The organism is Mammaliicoccus fleurettii (genome assembly GCF_003970575.1).
GTDB classification, from domain to species: domain Bacteria; phylum Bacillota; class Bacilli; order Staphylococcales; family Staphylococcaceae; genus Mammaliicoccus; species Mammaliicoccus fleurettii.
In genome coordinates, this window is the sequence record NZ_RXWZ01000050.1 from 1 (window position 1) to 18,471 (window position 18,471).

The following is an 18,471-nucleotide window of genomic DNA, read 5'->3' on the forward strand; positions in this document are numbered from 1 at the left end:
TTCATATATAGAATTTGTGAGTAACTCATAACGGTTGGCAAATTGACCACTAAAAAATACATAAAATGTCAAATATTTTATTAAATTCCATATTGATGTTATTTAATTTTGTGTTAAAATTATTTTAAGATAATTTAATTAACTATTAATTAGGAGGTCCAGACTATGAAGACTCAATCTTATTCAGAGGCAATCACAGCATGTTCCGAATTCTTTGACTACCAAAATAAAATTGATAATATCTTTTTAGTTATTGAACAGAAGTATGGTCTAAAGAAACACGAATTTTTCTTCTTAATGAAGTTGAATGAAGTGGAAGAGGTACATCTTAAAGATGCAATCGAAAAAGGTTATATAAAACAAAATAAATCGGCTCGTGCTATAAAGAGACTATTTGAGAAAAAATATATATTAAAAAATCGATTAAAATCTGATGAAAGAGCTGTTATAATACGTTTTAATGATGAATATAAAGAAGAGTTTAATATAATAATGAAAGAAGTATTGTTAATGCTTAAAGAAGATTAATAATGATGTACATACATGGACCTATAAATTTATTGTAGGTCCATGTAAATATAGTGTTGAATAAATAAAAATAAAATAATACAATTGGGAATGTAAGCGCTTTAATTATCAAGGAGGTTTCTCGATGGAAAATGAGTCTTTATCTAAGAATAATATAAGTTTCATTTGGGCAGTTGTTCCTTTTTTGTTTATGATTATTAGTATGTTGTTTACAGTAGTTGTATTAGAACAAGCACCACATATTCCACTTATGATAGGTACTGCAATAGCAGCAATCGTAGCTTTTTATCATGGCTTTAGTTGGAAAGAAATAGAAGAAATGATGTATAAAGGTATAAGATTAGCTTTACCTGCTATTGTCATTATAATTTTAGTAGGATTAATTATCGGAGCATGGATAGGTGGGGGTATAGTAGCCACAATGATTTATTATGGCTTAAAATTAATAACACCTTCTTTATTTTTAGTAACGATAACTGTTATATGTGCAATTGTTTCATTAGCAATAGGTAGTAGTTGGTCAACAATGGCAACAGTAGGTGTAGCTGGAATGGGTATAGGTTTGAGTATGGATATACCTGCTGGCATGATAGCTGGTGCTATTATTTCAGGATCTTACTTTGGCGATAAAATGAGTCCTCTATCAGACACTACAAACTTAGCAGCTGGTTTAACGGGTACAGATTTATTTGAGCATATAAAACATATGTTTTATACAACCGTACCTGCAGTAATCATTTCATTAATTGTATTTTTTATTTTAGGACAACAATTTTCAGTTTCTAATATGGATCAAGGAAAAATTGATGGTATTAACTCTGAAATGTTAGATAACTTCACGATTTCACCTTGGCTATTAATAGTGCCAGTTATCGTTATAATTTTAGTTGCATTAAAAGTACCAGCAATTCCTGCACTTGTAGTAGGTATTATATTAGGTTTCTTATCACAAATCTTTATACAAGGTGGAAGTCTTCATGATAGTGTTCAAACACTACAGACAGGGTATGTACTCGATTCTAAAAATGATTTAGTAAAAGAATTATTTAATAGAGGTGGATTAGAATCCATGTTCTATACCATTTCGATGACGATTGTTGCAATGACATTCGGAGGTATTCTTGAATATTCAGGTATGTTGAAATCGATTATCACGCAAATATTGAAAGTAGCCAAAGGAACTGGCGGTCTTATTGCATCAGTTATTGTTTCGTGTATAGGAACAAATGCTTCATGTTCAGAACAATACATATCGATTGTAGTTCCATCAAGAATGTATATCAAAACATTCTTAGATAGAAGATTACATCCTAAAAACTTATCTAGAGCATTAGAAGATGGTGGTACTGTCACTTCGGTATTCTTCTTATGGAATACATGTGGTGTATTTATCGCACAAACATTGAATGTAAATGTATTAGAATATGGTTTGTATGCAGTGTTCAATTATACAGTTCCAGTTATATCGATAATATTTGGATACATAGGATTTAAGGTCATTTCTATTAACGAAGAAGAATATAAAGAATTTAGTAAAGCTACATAAATAGAAACCGAGACGATACAATTCGTCTCGGTTTTATTTGTAATAATGTAGTGTTACTTTTAAAGAAATAGATATAGGAGTGAATGATATGGCTATTGTTTATTATGATGGTGATTGTGGATATTGTAACAGAGCGGTTATGTGGTTAATTGGTCATAAGATTTCTTCTAGATTTCAGTTTGCTCAATTAGAAGGAGAATATGGAAAGAATTTAGCTAATGTAAGACCAGATTTGAAAAATATAGATTCTATTGTAGTTGTGGATGGTAAAGATGTATATATTAAATCAGATGCAGTTATACATTTATTAAAAAATATTAAAAATTATCAATTACTTGGATGGTCGTTAAAATTTGTTCCGAGATTTATTAGAAATGCAGGATATGACTTATTTGCTAAAATTCGACATAGTTTACAATTTAAAAATGAATGTAAGTTGCCAACAATTGAAGAAAGAAAATATTTTTTAGATTGATATTGCATAAATAATTAGAGCGTGGTATCCTTTTGTGTAAACGGTTACACAAAAGGAAGTTGAAGTATGGCAACAATTAAACAAGTTGCTCAATATGCAGGAGTATCGGTTGCAACTGTATCTAGAGCATTAAACAAAAGTGGTTATGTTAAAAAAGAAACTCAAGATAAAATTGATAAAGCAATTCAAGATTTAAATTATAGTCCAAATGAAACAGCAAGGACATTATACAAACGCAAGTCTAAAATGATTGGTTTGTTACTTCCTGATATTAGTAATCCATTTTTTACAGTAGTTGCAAGAGGTGTTGAAGACGAAGCAATGGCTAAGGGCTATCATATTATTTTAGGCAATGGTGATAGTAATGATGAGAAAGAGCTTGCGTACTTAAACACTTTTAATGTACATAATTGTAGTGGCATTATAGCATCACAACTTTCAAGCAAGGAAACATTTGATTCTTTTAAATCTTATAATATGCCATTTGTATTATTAGATCGTGTATATGAAGATCACGAATTTGTAGAAACGAACCATCTTAAAGGCGGACAGCTTCAAGCTGAAGTGATAATTAAAGGAAAAGCTAAATCAGTTCTCATTTTAGAACAAAATTTAAATTATAAATCATTTAGAGAAAGATTTAATGGAGCTAAATCAGTATTGGATCACGCTAAAGTAAATTACATATCTGCAAATGAGCTAGAACTATCTGACGATGAATTAATTAATATGATTAAAGAATATAGTATAGATAGTATAATTTGTAGTAATGATGTTGGTGCATTTAAAGTAATGAGCATACTGTATAACTATAATTACAATGTACCAAATGCTATACAAGTTGTAGGTTATGACGATATACCTTTATCAATTACGTATTCGCCAAGTTTAACTACGATACATCAACCTGCATATTTAATTGGTAAAAAGGCATGTCAGCAATTGATAAAGCAATTAGAAGGTAAAAAAAGAGAACATCATCAAGTATTAGATGTAACTTTAGTAGAAAGACAATCAACAAGGAGAGATTAATATGAAGAAGATAACAGTAATTGGTAGTATGTCTATAGATTTAGTCGTTTCAGCTTCTAAAAGACCAGGTAAAGGTGAAACAATCTTAGGAGACGATTTCTTTACAACACCAGGAGGAAAAGGTGCTAATCAAGCAGTTGCAGCAGCAAGATTAGGTGAAAAAGTACAAATGGTAGGTAGAATTGGTGAAGATGATTTTGGTAAAGAAATATATGGAAATTTAAAAAATAATCATGTTATTGTGGATGGTGTGGAACCCGTTACACATGTTCCATCTGGTACTGCACATATTACTTTATCAGAGCAAGACAATAGTATTATAGTTGTTCCTTCAGCAAATAATGAAGTAACGCCTGATTTTGTAAAGAAACATTTAGAAACTTTAACTGAAGGAGATATTGTATTGCTACAACAAGAGATACCGAGTGAAACGGTTGAATATGTCGTAGAATTTTGTTCAGAAAATGGTTTAGTTTCAATATTAAATCCAGCCCCTTATAGAGAAATCAATAAATCGATTATCGAAAAAGTTGATTATTTAACTCCAAATGAAACAGAAAGTGATGAAATGTTCAAAGGTGATTTAGATGATGCACTTTCAGCTTATCCTATGAAATTGATTGTAACTTTAGGTGATAAAGGTGCTGTTTATCATAATGGTAAAGAAAAAGTTCAAGTAGATGGATTTAAACGTGATGTAAAAGATACAACAGGTGCTGGCGATACATTTAACGGTGCGTTTGCTGTTGCATTACAGAAAGAATACAACTTAGAAAAAGCTTTAGCGTTTGCTAATTTAGCAGCAAGTTATTCAGTTACGGGAATGGGTGCTCAAGGTGGAATGCCAACGTTAGAAGATATTAAAGGAGAATGGAATGTATAAAACAGGGATATTAAACAGCGAAATATCAAAAGTATTAAGTGATCTTGGACATACTGATCGAATTGTAATAGCAGATTGTGGATTACCTATACCAAAAGGCGTACGTAAAATAGATTTAGCACTGTCTTTTGGTGTACCAAGTTTTGAAAGCGTTTACGAACTGGTATTAGAACATATGGCAGTACAAAAAATGATTTTTGCAGAAGAAATTAAATCTGATAATCCAGAGCTTTTAAAAAAAGTTAATCAAAGTGATGTAGAAAAAGAATATATATCACATGAGAAGTTTAAAGAAATGACACGAAATACAGTTGCTATTATTCGAACAGGAGAAGCAACACCATTTGCAAATGTCATTTTAGAAAGTGATGTTTTATTTTAAAGGAGGGGTTCTATGTTAGAAATGGCTGGAATACATAAAGCGTTTGGCCAAAATAAAGTATTAACTGGTGTAGACTTTAATCTTAAAGAAGCTTCTGTCCATGCACTTATGGGAGAAAATGGTGCTGGAAAATCTACATTGATGAAAATTCTTGTAGGTATTCATGCAAAAGATAAAGGTGAAATTAAATTTCAAAATAAGAACGTAGAATATAAAGATGCGCAAATGTCAGAAGATGCAGGTATTACATTTATTCACCAAGAGCTAAATATTTGGCCAGAATTAACTGTACTTGAAAACTTATTTATCGGTAAGGAAATGAAAAATAAGTTTGGCATTTTAAATGAGAAAAAGATGAAAAAAGAAGCTTTAAAAGTATTTGAAAAATTGAATTTCAACATTTCATTAAAGAAAGTTGCTGGCAAATGTTCTATTGGTGAACAACAAATGATTGAAATTGCTAAAGCTTTAATGACAAATGCAAAAATAATTATCATGGATGAACCAACAGCCGCCTTGACGGATAAAGAAATCACACAATTATTTAAACTCATTAAGACACTACAAAAGCAAGGTGTTTCATTTGTATATATTTCTCATAGAATGGCAGAAATATTTGAGATTTCAGATGAAATAACAGTGATGAGAGATGGTAAAACCGTATTGTATAAAGAGACTAAAGATACAAATTATGATGAAATTGTTAAGTCAATGGTGGGCAGAGATTTAACTGAACAATTTCCAAAAAGAACTGTGACACCAGGTGAAACTGTTATGGAAGTGAAGTCACTCAGTAATGATGTACAAGGTATTAAAGATATATCGTTTTCATTGAAACAAGGAGAAATACTTGGGTTTAGTGGTTTAATGGGTGCTGGAAGAACAGAAATTATGAGAAGTCTATTCGGAATAGATAAAGGCCATAAAGATATTGAAATTAAAGGCAAATCCGTTTCCATAAAAACACCGGAAGATGCAATGAAACACGGTTTAGGTTTAATTACAGAAAATAGAAAAGACGAAGGATTAATTCTAGATTTCTCAATTGAACATAATATGGTATTACCGTCATTGAAAAGTTTTTCAAATAAAGGCTTTATTAAAGAGCAATCAACACATGTATTTGCAGACCAAATTAGTAAAAGACTAAATATTAAGACTGATCGCAAAGCACTTGTTTCATCACTTTCAGGTGGTAATCAACAAAAAGTCGTGTTAGCAAAATGGATTGGCACAGGAGCTCAAATATTGATTTTAGATGAACCGACTAGAGGTATTGATGTTGGTGCGAAAAGAGAAATTTATCAACTGATGAATGAATTAACTGAACGTGGTGTTTCAATTATTATGATATCTTCAGAACTTCCTGAAGTAATCGGTATGAGTGATCGCGTGATTGTTGTTCAAGAGGGTAGCATTAAAGGTGAAGTTGAACACGAATATATTACAGAAGAAAATATTATGACGTTAGCTACAGGAGGGGAATTACATGCAACAAATCACAGCTAAGACATCTTTTGTCGAAAAAATCATTCCATTTATAGGACTTATCTTATTAATAGTAGTAATTAGTATTATGAACTCAGCATTTTTAGATTTATCTAACCTATTGAACTTATTACGACAAGTTTCTATTAACGGGTTAATAGCATTTGGTATGACATTTGTTATTCTAACTGGTGGAATTGACTTATCTGTCGGTTCTATACTTGCTTTATCAAGTGCTTTCACAGCCATTTTAATTACAAGCGGTTTAGATCCAATAGTTGCACTCATAGTTGGTGTGCTAGGTGGATTCTTATTAGGTGTATTTAATGGAATATTAGTAACATTCGGTAGCATGGCACCATTTATTGCAACACTTGCTACTATGACTATATTTAGAGGCTTAACGCTCGTTGTAACAGATGGTAATCCAATAACAAGTTTAGGCGACAGTTATATGTTCCAACTGTTTGGTAAAGGTTACTTTTTCGGAATTCCAGTACCAGCAGTCACAATGATCATTGTATTTATCGTATTAGCAATTATTTTACAAAAGACAACATTCGGTAGACATACATATGCTATCGGGGGGAATGAAGTAGCTTCAAAAATTTCTGGTATTAAAGTAAATAGAGTGAAAATTTTAATCTATGGTATTTCAGGTTTAATGTCAGCATTAGCTGGTGCAATTTTAACTTCACGTTTAAATTCAGCTCAACCAACTGCAGGTACATCATACGAATTAGATGCTATTGCTGCAGTGGTATTAGGCGGAACTTCTTTAACTGGAGGTAAAGGTCGTATCGTAGGAACACTAATTGGTGTGCTTATTATTGGTGTACTTAATAATGGATTAAATTTACTAGGCGTATCATCGTTCTATCAACAAGTTGTAAAAGGTATTGTTATTTTAATAGCAGTCTTAATCGATAGAAAAAAATAATCAATTAAAGTGAGGAGAAACAAATGAAGAAAATTTTAATCCTGTTAATGACTACCATGTTATTTTTATCAGCATGTTCACTTGAATCACCATTGAAAAAAGGTAATCAAGGAAAGACAAATAAAAAGAAATCAGAAGTTACAATTGGGGTAAGTGTTTCAACATTGAATAATCCATTCTTTGTTTCTATTAAAGATGGTATTGAAAAAGAAGCGAAGAAACAAGGTATGAAAGTTAAAGTAGTAGATGCTAGAGATGATTCAGCTAAGCAAACTAATGATATAGAAGATTTAGTTCAGCAACAAGTTGACTATTTAGTTGTCAATCCAACTGATTCAAGTGCTATTTCAAGTTCAGTGCAATCAGCTAACAATGAAGGTATTCCAGTAATTACTTTAGACAGATCTGTTGATAAAGGAGATGTCGCTACATTTATCGCTTCTGATAATGTAGAAGGTGGTAAAATGGGTGGTCAATTTATTCTAGATGAACTTGGTAAAAAGGCTAAAGTAGCTGAATTAGAAGGTGTACCAGGAGCTAGTGCAACAAGAGAAAGAGGTAAAGGTTTCCATGATGTAGCAGACAAATCACTTGATGTTATTGCTAAGCAAAGTGCTAAATTTGATCGTGCAGAAGGATTGAATGTAACTCAAAATATTTTACAAGCACATCCAGATGTAGAAGCAATTTTCTCACATAATGATGAAATGGCGCTTGGTGCAATAGAAGCTATTGGAGATAAAGATATCATTGTCGTTGGATTTGATGGTAATGAAGATGCAATGAAATCAATTAAAAGTGGTAAACTTGATGCTACAGTCGCACAACAACCAGATAAAATGGGTAAAGCTTCTGTAGACTCTATCATCAAACTGATGGATGGTAAGAAAGTCGACAAAGAAATTAAAGTACCACTAACACTTGAAAAAGCTAAATAAATGTTTATCCATTTGGAAAGAAGGTATTAGCCTAATAAAGGTTATACCTTCTTTTTTTCTCTCTTTTCCTTATTTATAATAATTATAAATAACTAGGTATAAAACATTGACAGATTAGAATTATTATAATATAATAATTATTGTAATCAAGGATATTAATTTTAGAGGAGTGGAAATTAATGACAAACAATAAAGAAGTAATCGAAGTATTAAACAAACAAGTAGCAGAGTGGACAGTATTATATACTAAACTCCACAATTATCATTGGTATGTTAAAGGACCAAACTTCTTCTCACTACATGCAAAATTTGAAGAATTATATAATGAAGCAAGCGTATATATAGACGACTTAGCTGAGCGTATATTAGCAATAGAAGGTAATCCAATAGCAACATTGAAAGAAGCATTAGAATGGTCAGTAATTGAAGAAGCTGAGAAAAACTTAACAGCTAATCAAATGGTTGAACAATTATCTAAAGACTTTACAACAGTAATTGCACAACTAGAAGAAGGCATCCAATTAGCAGAAAAATTAGACGATGACATGACAGGTGATATGTTATTAGCTATGGTAACAAGTCTTGAAAAACATAACTGGATGTTAAAATCATTCTTAGGCTAATCATTAATAAAATTGTATATTAGTTAAAAGAGTGTATTCAAAAAGCTGAGACAAATTAATTGTCTCAGCTTTTTTTATAGGTCATATATATTCACACAAGTCGAAAGAAGTGTGAATGTCTTATATAAGACATTCTTGGTCCACTCTTTTTCATTACATATTTTGTAACCGCATTCACTTGAAATGAAAATTATAAAAAACAGTGATATCATTAATAGAATAATAATTTTTTATACAGGGGGGATAACATGGAGGAGCTCTATGAAGCTTTAAAGAAACATATGGATGATGGTCGTGTTTCTAAAGAAGTTGCTGATCTTTCAAGTTATAGTTTTGATGCTTCTTTCGGAGAGTTTATGCCTGATATTATTTGTCAGCCTATGTCTACGGAGGAAGTTGTTCATATTGTTAAATTGTGTAATCGATATGATGTCCCAATTTATCCAAGAGGAAGTGGTACGAGCTTGAGTGGGGGTCCGCTTGCTGTATATGGTGGTATTGTGCTCGATTTCTCAAGGTGGGACAATGAAATAACAGTTTATGAGAATGACTTAATGATGGAAGTTTCACCAGGTGTTATAACTGAAAAGATTCATAAAGTAGCTGAATCGTATGGGCTAATGTATCCACCTGATCCTTCAAGTTCTAGAGTATCTACAATCGGTGGAAATTTAGCTGAAAATGCTGGTGGACCGAGATGTTTAAAATACGGTGTAACGAAAGATTACGTTGTAGGATTAGAAGTCGTAACGGCAAATGGAGATGTGATTCATTGTGGGGGTCGTACTGTAAAAAATGTAACAGGCTATGATATGACTAAATTAATTGTAGGTTCGGAAGGAACACTAGGTATTATTACTAAAGCTACTTTACAACTAATTCCTAAACCGATAGATACTAAGACAGCTATGCTGCAGTTTGATGATTTTATTACATCTGGAAAAGCTGTTTCTAAAATTTTAAGATCTGGTATATTACCTTCTAAAATTGAGATAATGGACAAATATTGTGTTGATGCAGTTTTATCAACACATCCAATTGAGAATGTAACTGCTGATTCTGAATCAGTATTATTAGTAGAATTGGATGGACATCCTTTAGCTTTAGAAGCAGAGATGAGAATAATTGAAGAAACGTGTGCAGAATTACCTGGATGTAAGGTGCTCATTGCGCAAAATGAGAAACAAGCATCAGAATTATGGGAAGTGAGAAAGCTTGTATCACCTGCGATTGTAAAATTTGGTCCTACTAAAATTAGCGAAGATACGAGCGTACCAGTTAGCCAAATACCTGCATTTTTTGAAGAAATAGAAAGAATAAGACAAACTTATGATTTAAATTTAGTTGTATTTGGTCATGCCGGTGATGGTAACTTACACCCAAATATTATTACTGATAAACGCAAACCTGAAGAAATGAAACGTGCTGAAGAAGCAGTTGCTGAAATATTTAAAGCTGCATTAAAATTAGGTGGCACATTAAGTGGAGAACATGGCATTGGATTATTTAAAAAACCGTTTATGTACAATGAATTTGATGAAGCGGGTATGAAATTTATGAAAGATGTAAAAGAAGCATTAGATCCAAATAATCGTTTGAATCCAGGCAAAATATTCCCAGACGAGAATGAAAGGTTTGTGTTAGTCCATGATGATTAATTTAATTGATAAATTGGAATATGATGCGACTTTTGATTGTGTTCAGTGTGGATTTTGTTTACCATCTTGTCCTACATATTTAACGATGAAAGAAGAAAAACATTCGCCACGCGGCAGAATTAATTTAGTTAAGTATGCTGTAGAAGGAAAAGCAGAGTTAAAAGATTTAGAAGAAGCTATAGATTTATGCTTAGGATGTAGACAATGTGAAACGGTTTGTCCAACTAATGTACAGTATGGTGATATTTATGAATCTGCGGTTGAAGTATTAAGAGAAAACAGAAATAAAAAATTAGACACTCAATTAATGTCTATATTTTTAGAACGTAATTATATGTTAGACGCCATGTATAAAGGTTTGAAATTGTATCATTCACCATTAATATCTACAATTATAAGTAAGACAAAAGCATTGGATGTATTGCCTGAAAGACTAGGAAAAATGGCATCGATATTACCACCCGTTAAAAAAGAAAAGACTAATATACAAAATCCATTTAGAACTAAGAAAACGACAGTTGGATTCTTTAGAGGTTGTATGATGGATGCATTTTTCTCAAATATTAATGATTTAGCAATAAAAATATTAGAAGCACATGATATTCAAGTTGTAGAAATTAAACAGCAAACATGCTGTGGCGCACTTCAACATCATGCAGGTGAAATGGAAAAATCAAAAAAATTAGCTAAACTAAATATAGAAGCACTTGAAAAATATGATGTAGATTATTATGTAAATGCTATTGGAGGTTGTGGGGCATCTTTAATAGAATATGATCATTTATTGAGAAATGATGAAGAGTGGAAAGATAGAGCAGAAGTATTTGTTAATAAAGTAAGAGATATATCTGTCATTTTAGATGATATTGAGTTGAATTTAGATGTACCAATCCATACTAGAGCAACTTATCAACCATCATGTCACTTACAAAACGTTCAACATGTATTTAATGAACCAGAGAAAATTATTCAGCAAATTAAAGGACTAGAATATAAAATTTTACCAGAAAAAGATATTTGTTGTGGTTCTGCAGGTATATATAATATTGTAAATTATGAAGCATCAATGGAAATATTAAATAGAAAAATGACGCATGTTGCAAAAGTAGAACCGCAATTAATTATTACATCTAATCCAGGATGTCACTTACAAATGTTGTTAGGTGTAAAAAATGAAGGATTAGAAGAAAAAATTAAAGTAAAACATATCGTAGAAGTCGTAGCAGAAGCATGCGGCATAAAATAAAAGTGGCTGAGACAATTAATTTGTCCAGCCACTTTTATTTATTATTCAGCTATTTCTAAAGCAACTTCCATCATTTGTGTGAAAGAGTTTTGTCTTTCTTCTGCAGTTGTAGCTTCGTCTCTTAGTAAATGATCACTTACTGTAAAGATACCTAAAGCTTTTTTACCTGCTGCTGCTGCGTTTACATATAATCCAGCAGATTCCATTTCTACACCTAGGATACCTAATCTAGACCATTTGCTCGTTACTTCTGTATCAGCATTGTAGAAAATGTCACTTGATAAAATATTTCCAACATGAGTTGTTGCACCGATTTCGTCTGCTTTGTTTTTAGCATTTGCAACTAATCCGAAATCTGCAATTGGAGCGAAATAACCAGGAATGTTGAATTGATCAACATAGTGTGAATTAGTAGAAGCGCCTTGAGCAATAATAATATCATATAAGTTGATATCTTCTTGCATCGCACCACATGAACCAATTCTAATAATTGTATCTACATCAAAGAAATTATATAGTTCGTATGAATAAATACCAATTGAAGCAATTCCCATACCTGAACCCATTACAGATACTTCTTTTCCTTTATAAGTTCCTGTGTAACCTAACATGTTTCTTACATCATTAAATTGTTCAACATTTTCTAAGAAATTTTCAGCGATAAATTTAGCACGTAATGGATCCCCTGGCATTAGTACTGTTTTTGCAATTTTCACACCATTTGGTTGAATATGTGGTGTCCCTTGAGTCATAACTATCTTCTCCTTCAAATATAAAAGTTTTTTCATTTTAAAGATAACATTTGTTTCAATTTTTTGCGAATTTTTGTACGATAAGAGTGAAAGAAAGTGGTGAATAGGGATGGATTTACAAAAGAATAAAGATAGTATCAAAATTGCAAAGCTCTATTATCAAGAAGGAATGAGTCAAGAAGCAATAGCTAAAAAGATGGATATTTCAAGACCTACAGTATCAAGATTATTAAATCATGCGAAAGATCATGGATTTGTAACGGTTAAGATAGATGACCCATATGAAGATGCTGAAAGTTTAGCCTCACTCATAAAGTCGAAATATAATTTAAAGGATTGTATCGTTCAACATGCATCATACAATGATTATTTAAATATACAAAGTGCAATTGGTAAAAGAACTGCAGAATATTTAACTCAAATTGTGAAAAGTGGAGATAAAATTGGCATTAGTTGGGGTAAAACGATGTATCAAGTGTCTCAATATTTAGAGCAAAGTCATTTGAAAGATATAGGCATCATACAGTTGAAAGGGGGAATCAGCTTTTCACACGTAGATACGCGAAGTCATCAAATACTTGAAAGATTTGCACAAGCTTATAATGCGACTCCACGTGATTTACCATTACCTGTAATATTTGATGTCAAAGAAGTGAAAGATATGGTTGAAAAAGATAGACACATCAAATCAATTTTAGAACAAGGTAGACAAGTTGACATAGCTATTTTCACAGTTGGAACTGTGAGAGATTCATCCCTATTATTTAAACTTGGATTTTTAAATGAAGAAGAGAAAACAAGACTCAAGAAGTCAGCAGTAGGAGATATATGTTCAAGGTTTTATAACAATACAGGTGAAGTTGCTGATGAAGCAATTAACAATAGAACAATTGGTATAGGTCTTGATGCATTGAAAGAAATTGAAAATACTGTATTGGTTGCTGGGGGTGAGCATAAAATAGAATCAATTAGAGGTGCACTTGAAGGTCAATTAAGCAATATTTTGATTACTGATCAATACACTGCACAAGCATTAATAGATTGATGAACAAATTTTCTCTTATCGTTTTACAAATGTTCACATGTCATTTATAATGAAATTAATATAAAAATATTAGGAGGACTTAATATGTCATTAGCTAAATATATCGATCACACAGCTTTAAAACCAGATACAACTATGGAACAAATTGATGCTTTATTAGAAGAAGCAAAGGAACATGGTTTCAAATCAGTATGTGTTAATCCAACTCATGTTGCACATGCCAAAGAAGTGCTAGAAGGTTCAGATGTACTCGTTTGTACAGTAATTGGATTCCCACTTGGTGCTACTACTAGTGAAGTGAAAGCTTTCGAAACAGAAGATGCAATTAAAAAAGGTGCTAACGAAGTAGATATGGTTATTAACATTGGTGCATTGAAAGATGGCAGAGATGAAGATGTTAAAAAAGATATTGAAAGTGTAGTTTCAGCAGCTAATGGTGTAACAACTAAAGTTATTATTGAAGCGTCTTTATTAACAGACGCAGAAAAAGTTAGAGCTTGTGAATTAGCAGTAGCAGCAGGTGCTGACTTTGTAAAAACATCAACTGGTTTCTCTACTGGCGGTGCAACTGCAGAAGATATTAAATTGATGAGAGAAACAGTAGGTCCAGATTTAGGTGTTAAAGCTTCAGGTGGTATCCGTTCATACGAAGATGTGAAAACTATGATTGATAATGGTGCAACACGTATAGGTGCTTCAGCTGGTGTGAAAATTTTAAAAGGTGAAACATCAGATTCAGACTATTAATATAAAGGGTACTATATAGTACCTTTTATATTTTGAAACATACGTAAGCGTATTCATTTATAAACAGGAGGGTAATAACTATGAGAATGGTAGACATAATTGCAAAGAAACGTGACGGGAAAGAATTATCTAAAGAAGAAATCAAGTTTTTTATTAAAGGGTATACTTCGGGAGAAATACCTGATTATCAAGCATCAAGTTTATCAATGGCAATTTATTTTCAAGATATGACAGATGATGAACGTGCTAATTTAACGATGGAAATGGTTGAATCAGGCGATCAAATTGATTTATCAGAAATTGAAGGCATCAAAGTTGATAAGCATTCTACAGGCGGTGTAGGTGATACGACTACACTTGTGTTAGCACCATTAGTAGCAGCACTTGATGTACCAGTAGCTAAAATGAGTGGACGCGGTTTAGGACACACTGGTGGTACAATCGATAAGTTAGAAGCTGTTGAAGGTTTCCATGTAGAAATAACAGAACAAGAGTTTATCAATTTAGTAAATAAAGATAAAGTTGCAGTTATCGGGCAAACAGGTAATTTAACACCAGCAGATAAAAAACTTTACGGATTAAGAGATGTAACTGGAACAGTTAACTCTATTCCACTAATCGCTTCATCAATAATGAGTAAAAAAATTGCTGCTGGAGCAGATGCTATTGTACTAGATGTTAAAACTGGTGCTGGTGCTTTTATGAAGACAATTGAAGATTCAGAATTACTTGCGCATGCAATGGTCAAAATCGGAAATAACGTAGGCAGAAATACAATGGCAATTATTTCAGATATGAGTCAACCGTTAGGAAGAGCAATTGGTAATGGATTAGAAGTGAAAGAAGCAATTGAAACATTAAAAGGCGAAGGTCCAGAAGACTTAACTGAACTTGTATTAACTTTAGGTTCACAAATGGTTGTATTAGGTAATAAAGCAGAAACTTTAGAAGAAGCGAGAGAAAAGCTGTTAGAAGTAATTAAAAATGGTAAAGCTTTAGAGAAGTTTAAAGTATTCCTTGAAAACCAAGGTGGAGACGGTTCAGTTGTTGATGACTTATCTAAATTACCACAAGCTCAATACAAATTTGAAGTTGAAGCTAAAGAAGCGGGTTATGTATCTCATATTGTAGCTGATGAAATTGGAGTTGCTTCAATGCTTTTAGGTGCAGGAAGAGCAACAAAGGATGATATAATTGACTTGGCAGTCGGTTTAGTATTAAATAAAAAAGTTGGAGATAAAGTTGAAAAAGGTGAATCATTAGTAACTATTTATGCAAATAATAAAGATGTTAAAGCTGTAGAGTCTAAAATTTTAGAAAACATCACAATTTCTGATGAACAAGTTCAACCAACTTTAATCCATAAAGTGATTACAGACTAGGAGTGAGTCAAATGACAAACCGTTTTAAACGTATTCATTTAATTGTAATGGATTCAGTAGGAATAGGTGAAGCACCAGATGCTAAAGCCTTTGGTGATGAAGGTTCACATACATTAAAACATACACTAGAAGGTTTTAATGAAACTTTACCAAACTTAGAAAAATTAGGACTAGGTAATATCGCTAAATTACCAGTTGTTAATAAAGTAGATCATCCAGAAGCTTTTTATACTAAATTAAGTGAAGCTTCTGTTGGTAAAGACACAATGACAGGACATTGGGAAATCATGGGGCTAAATATCGATAAACCATTTAAAGTTTATCCAGAAGGTTTTCCGGAAGAATTAGTAAAAGAAATTGAATCAATGACAGGTAGAAAAGTTGTTGCTAATAAACCTGCATCAGGTACAGAAATTATTGATGAATATGGTAAACATCAAATGGAAACAGGAGACTTAATTGTTTATACTTCAGCAGACCCAGTATTACAAATTGCAGCTCATGAAGATATTATTCCATTAGAAGAGTTATACGATATTTGTGAAAAAGTTAGAGAATTAACAAAAGATCCTAAATATTTAATAGGTAGAATTATAGCTCGACCATATGTAGGAGAGCCAGGTAATTTCACAAGAACATCTAATAGACATGACTATGCATTGAAACCATTTGGAGAAACAGTTATGAACACTTTAAAAGATGCTAATTATGATGTTATAGCTATTGGTAAAATCAATGATATATATGATGGTGAAGGTGTTACGAAAGCTATTAGAACAAAAGATAACATGGATGGCATGGATAAATTAATTGAAGTAGTTAAAAGTGATTTCACTGGAATCAGTTTCTTAAACTTAGTTGATTTTGATGCATTATATGGTCATAGAAGAAATAAAGAAGGTTATGCTCAAGCAATTAAAGATTTTGATAACCGACTTGAAGAATTACAATCTGTATTAAATGAAGATGATTTAGTAGTCATCACTGCAGACCATGGTAATGATCCAACTGCACCTGGTACAGATCATACACGTGAATATGTTCCATTATTAATGTTTAGCCCAAGTATAAATGATTATCGTGAATTATCAGGAGACACAACATTCAGTTCAATCGGAGCAACAATTGCTGATAACTTTAAAGTAACTTTACCTAAATTTGGCAAAAGTTATTTAAAAGAGATGGGTATTGAATAATGTCCTTGTTTAGACGATTATTTGGGATAGTATTTACTTTTGCTGGTGTTATGCACTTTGTAAGATCAAAAGGTTTTGAAGCAATTGTACCTCATTTCCTGCCATTAAAAAGATTGGTTGTTTGGGTGTCAGGCGTAATAGAAATAGTATTTGGGTTACAATTAATATTGAAAAAGCCAAGTGAACTTACTAAAAAACTAATCGAATGGTTTTTAGTAGCAGTATTCCCAGCAAATGTTTATATGGCACAAAAAAATATTCCTTTAAACGGTAAGACATTACCAAAATGGGCATTGTGGGGCAGATTACCTTTACAATATGTATTAATTAAATTAGTAAGAAAAATGTAATATTAGAAGTAGATTTTATTATAAAATGGAGCTTGGGCATATATCCTAACTCAAAATAAATAAGCATATCACTTAACTGAATTCTTCAGTTTTATAGTGATATGCTTATTTTTTTATATTACGATTTTGTAAAGTTCATGCTTGCTTAGGGGTATGGCTCGAGCCTGTAGTCTCTCACGCATACTATTCCCTCAGGCGTCAGCACTTACCAAATCGGTTGTAATTTTCATTTTCATACGCATTCTTACTGAGATTATACTAATAAGATGAACAGTAAAAGCAGTTCTAAGCAAAATTGCTGATAAGAGGTACGTTAAAAGCAATTCTAAGTAAAATTGCTGATAAGGGGTACGTTAAAAGCAGATCTAGGCAAAATTGCTGATAAGAGGTGCGTTAAAAGCAATTCTAAGCAAAATTGCTGATAAGAGGTACGTTAAAAGCAATTCTAAGCAAAATTGCTGATAAGAGGTACGTTAAAAGCAGTTCTAGACAAAATTGCTGATAAGGGGTACGTTAAAAGCAGTTCTAGGCAAAATTGCTGATAAGAGGTGTGTTAAAAGCAATTCTAAGCAAAATTGCTGATAAGGGGTACGTTAAAAGCAGTTCTAGGCAAAATTGCTGATAAGAAGTACAGTAAAACTAGACTTGATTACAAAATGGAGGCTGAGAATTAATTTGTCTCAGCCTCTATAATTTATATATTAATCTTCTTTAAAGATATTTTTCCAGCTTTCTCTTTCAGCTAAAAATTCAGTTGCTAATTGTTGAGCGCCTTCTAATGAATGACTTGCTGCCCAACCACATTGTACTTCATTACATGCTGGTACTTCTGTTGCCTTTTCAACATCTTTTAAAGTCGCTTCTAGGATAGATAATACATCATCATAATCATCATGGTTAATAAATGAAGCATAAAAACCTGTTTGGCAACCCATTGGACTTACATCAACCACTTTATCAGTATGGTTTCTAATATTTTCAGCCATTAAATGTTCTAATGAGTGCAATGCAGGCATTTCCATATGTTCTTTGTTTGGTTGTTTGAAACGAATATCATATTTATGAATAACGTCACCTTTTTGTCCTTCTTTAATTCCAGCAAGTCTAACAAAAGGTGCATCTACTTTTGTATGATCTAAATTAAAACTTTCGACATTCATTTTTGTCATGAAGATTCCTCCTTTGATTTCGGCATAATTATATCAAGTAAATTTTGAAAAAACAATCAATTCAGATTTCTTTTACTTTCTTTATATGTTA

19 protein-coding genes are annotated in these 18,471 nt (G+C 32.0%); 17 read left to right on the forward strand and 2 right to left on the reverse strand.

Translation table 11 applies throughout. From position 1 onward, the window contains the following. The first annotated feature begins 165 nt into the window (after positions 1-165). The 12 genes from CD129_RS04160 (at position 166) to CD129_RS04215 (ending at position 11,739) form a co-directional block, all read left to right on the forward strand. A complete protein-coding gene (locus tag CD129_RS04160) occupies positions 166-528 on the forward strand; it encodes a transcriptional regulator, SarA/Rot family (RefSeq protein WP_078356908.1) in 363 nt (120 codons plus the stop codon). Positions 529-652: 124 nt separating this feature from the next. Beyond that, positions 653-2,074, forward strand: a complete 1,422-nt coding sequence (gene nhaC, locus CD129_RS04165) for a Na+/H+ antiporter NhaC (protein ID WP_078356907.1) — start codon at positions 653-655, stop codon at positions 2,072-2,074. An 88-nt stretch (positions 2,075-2,162) separates the two neighbouring features. Then, positions 2,163-2,549: a thiol-disulfide oxidoreductase DCC family protein gene (locus CD129_RS04170; RefSeq protein ID WP_078356906.1), complete on the forward strand. Its 387-nt coding sequence runs from the start codon at positions 2,163-2,165 to the stop codon at positions 2,547-2,549. A 66-nt stretch (positions 2,550-2,615) separates the two neighbouring features. Then, positions 2,616-3,581, forward strand: coding sequence for a LacI family DNA-binding transcriptional regulator (locus CD129_RS04175; RefSeq protein WP_115337215.1), 966 nt, complete (start codon positions 2,616-2,618; stop codon positions 3,579-3,581). A gap of 1 nt (position 3,582) precedes the next feature. Beyond that, positions 3,583-4,464: a ribokinase gene (gene rbsK, locus CD129_RS04180; RefSeq protein WP_115337216.1), complete on the forward strand. Its 882-nt coding sequence runs from the start codon at positions 3,583-3,585 to the stop codon at positions 4,462-4,464. Further along, positions 4,457-4,846, forward strand: coding sequence for a D-ribose pyranase (gene rbsD, locus CD129_RS04185; protein ID WP_078356903.1), 390 nt, complete (start codon positions 4,457-4,459; stop codon positions 4,844-4,846). The genes rbsK and rbsD overlap by 8 nt, the downstream gene beginning before the upstream one ends. A gap of 12 nt (positions 4,847-4,858) precedes the next feature. Next, entirely contained in the window at positions 4,859-6,355 is a 1,497-nt protein-coding gene (locus CD129_RS04190; RefSeq protein WP_078356902.1) for a sugar ABC transporter ATP-binding protein, read from the forward strand. After that, positions 6,336-7,274 (forward strand): ABC transporter permease, encoded by a 939-nt coding sequence (locus CD129_RS04195; RefSeq protein WP_078356901.1) that lies wholly within the window; start codon positions 6,336-6,338, stop codon positions 7,272-7,274. Before CD129_RS04190 ends, CD129_RS04195 begins: the two co-directional genes overlap by 20 nt. A 23-nt stretch (positions 7,275-7,297) precedes the next feature. Then, the gene (locus tag CD129_RS04200; protein ID WP_115337217.1) at positions 7,298-8,212 is read left to right on the forward strand and encodes a D-ribose ABC transporter substrate-binding protein; all 915 of its coding nucleotides are present in this window, start codon (positions 7,298-7,300) and stop codon (positions 8,210-8,212) included. Between the two features lie 179 nt (positions 8,213-8,391). Continuing rightward, complete coding sequence (locus tag CD129_RS04205) at positions 8,392-8,835, forward strand: Dps family protein (protein ID WP_107509006.1); 444 nt, start codon at positions 8,392-8,394, stop codon at positions 8,833-8,835. Positions 8,836-9,083: 248 nt separating this feature from the next. After that, positions 9,084-10,493, forward strand: a complete 1,410-nt coding sequence (locus tag CD129_RS04210; RefSeq protein ID WP_078356898.1) for an FAD-binding oxidoreductase — start codon at positions 9,084-9,086, stop codon at positions 10,491-10,493. Continuing rightward, entirely contained in the window at positions 10,483-11,739 is a 1,257-nt protein-coding gene (locus tag CD129_RS04215; protein ID WP_115337218.1) for a (Fe-S)-binding protein, read from the forward strand. The genes CD129_RS04210 and CD129_RS04215 overlap by 11 nt, the downstream gene beginning before the upstream one ends. 41 nt (positions 11,740-11,780) lie before the next feature. Here the strand turns inward: CD129_RS04215 and deoD are convergent, their stop codons facing one another. Next, positions 11,781-12,491 carry a purine-nucleoside phosphorylase gene (deoD, locus tag CD129_RS04220; protein ID WP_078356896.1) on the reverse strand — a complete coding sequence of 237 codons (711 nt, stop codon included), beginning with the start codon at positions 12,489-12,491 and terminating at the stop codon, positions 11,781-11,783. Between the two features lie 109 nt (positions 12,492-12,600). Here deoD and CD129_RS04225 point away from each other — a divergent pair, with 109 nt between their 5' ends. The 5 genes from CD129_RS04225 to CD129_RS04245 all read left to right on the forward strand — a co-directional run bounded on the left by CD129_RS04225 (position 12,601) and on the right by CD129_RS04245 (position 17,211). Continuing rightward, positions 12,601-13,536, forward strand: coding sequence for a sugar-binding transcriptional regulator (locus CD129_RS04225; RefSeq protein WP_078356895.1), 936 nt, complete (start codon positions 12,601-12,603; stop codon positions 13,534-13,536). Positions 13,537-13,620: 84 nt separating this feature from the next. Then, a complete protein-coding gene (gene deoC, locus CD129_RS04230; RefSeq protein WP_107509008.1) occupies positions 13,621-14,283 on the forward strand; it encodes a deoxyribose-phosphate aldolase in 663 nt (220 codons plus the stop codon). An 80-nt stretch (positions 14,284-14,363) separates the two neighbouring features. Then, complete coding sequence (locus CD129_RS04235) at positions 14,364-15,665, forward strand: pyrimidine-nucleoside phosphorylase (RefSeq protein WP_107509009.1); 1,302 nt, start codon at positions 14,364-14,366, stop codon at positions 15,663-15,665. Positions 15,666-15,676: 11 nt separating this feature from the next. Further along, positions 15,677-16,861, forward strand: a complete 1,185-nt coding sequence (gene deoB / locus CD129_RS04240) for a phosphopentomutase (protein WP_107509010.1) — start codon at positions 15,677-15,679, stop codon at positions 16,859-16,861. Beyond that, entirely contained in the window at positions 16,861-17,211 is a 351-nt protein-coding gene (locus tag CD129_RS04245; protein ID WP_078356891.1) for a DoxX family protein, read from the forward strand. The genes deoB and CD129_RS04245 overlap by 1 nt, the downstream gene beginning before the upstream one ends. 701 nt (positions 17,212-17,912) lie before the next feature. On the opposite strand, the gene CD129_RS04255 is transcribed toward CD129_RS04245, so the two are convergent. Beyond that, positions 17,913-18,380, reverse strand: a complete 468-nt coding sequence (locus CD129_RS04255; RefSeq protein WP_078358052.1) for an S-ribosylhomocysteine lyase — start codon at positions 18,378-18,380, stop codon at positions 17,913-17,915. Between the last annotated feature and the right edge of the window lie 91 nt (positions 18,381-18,471).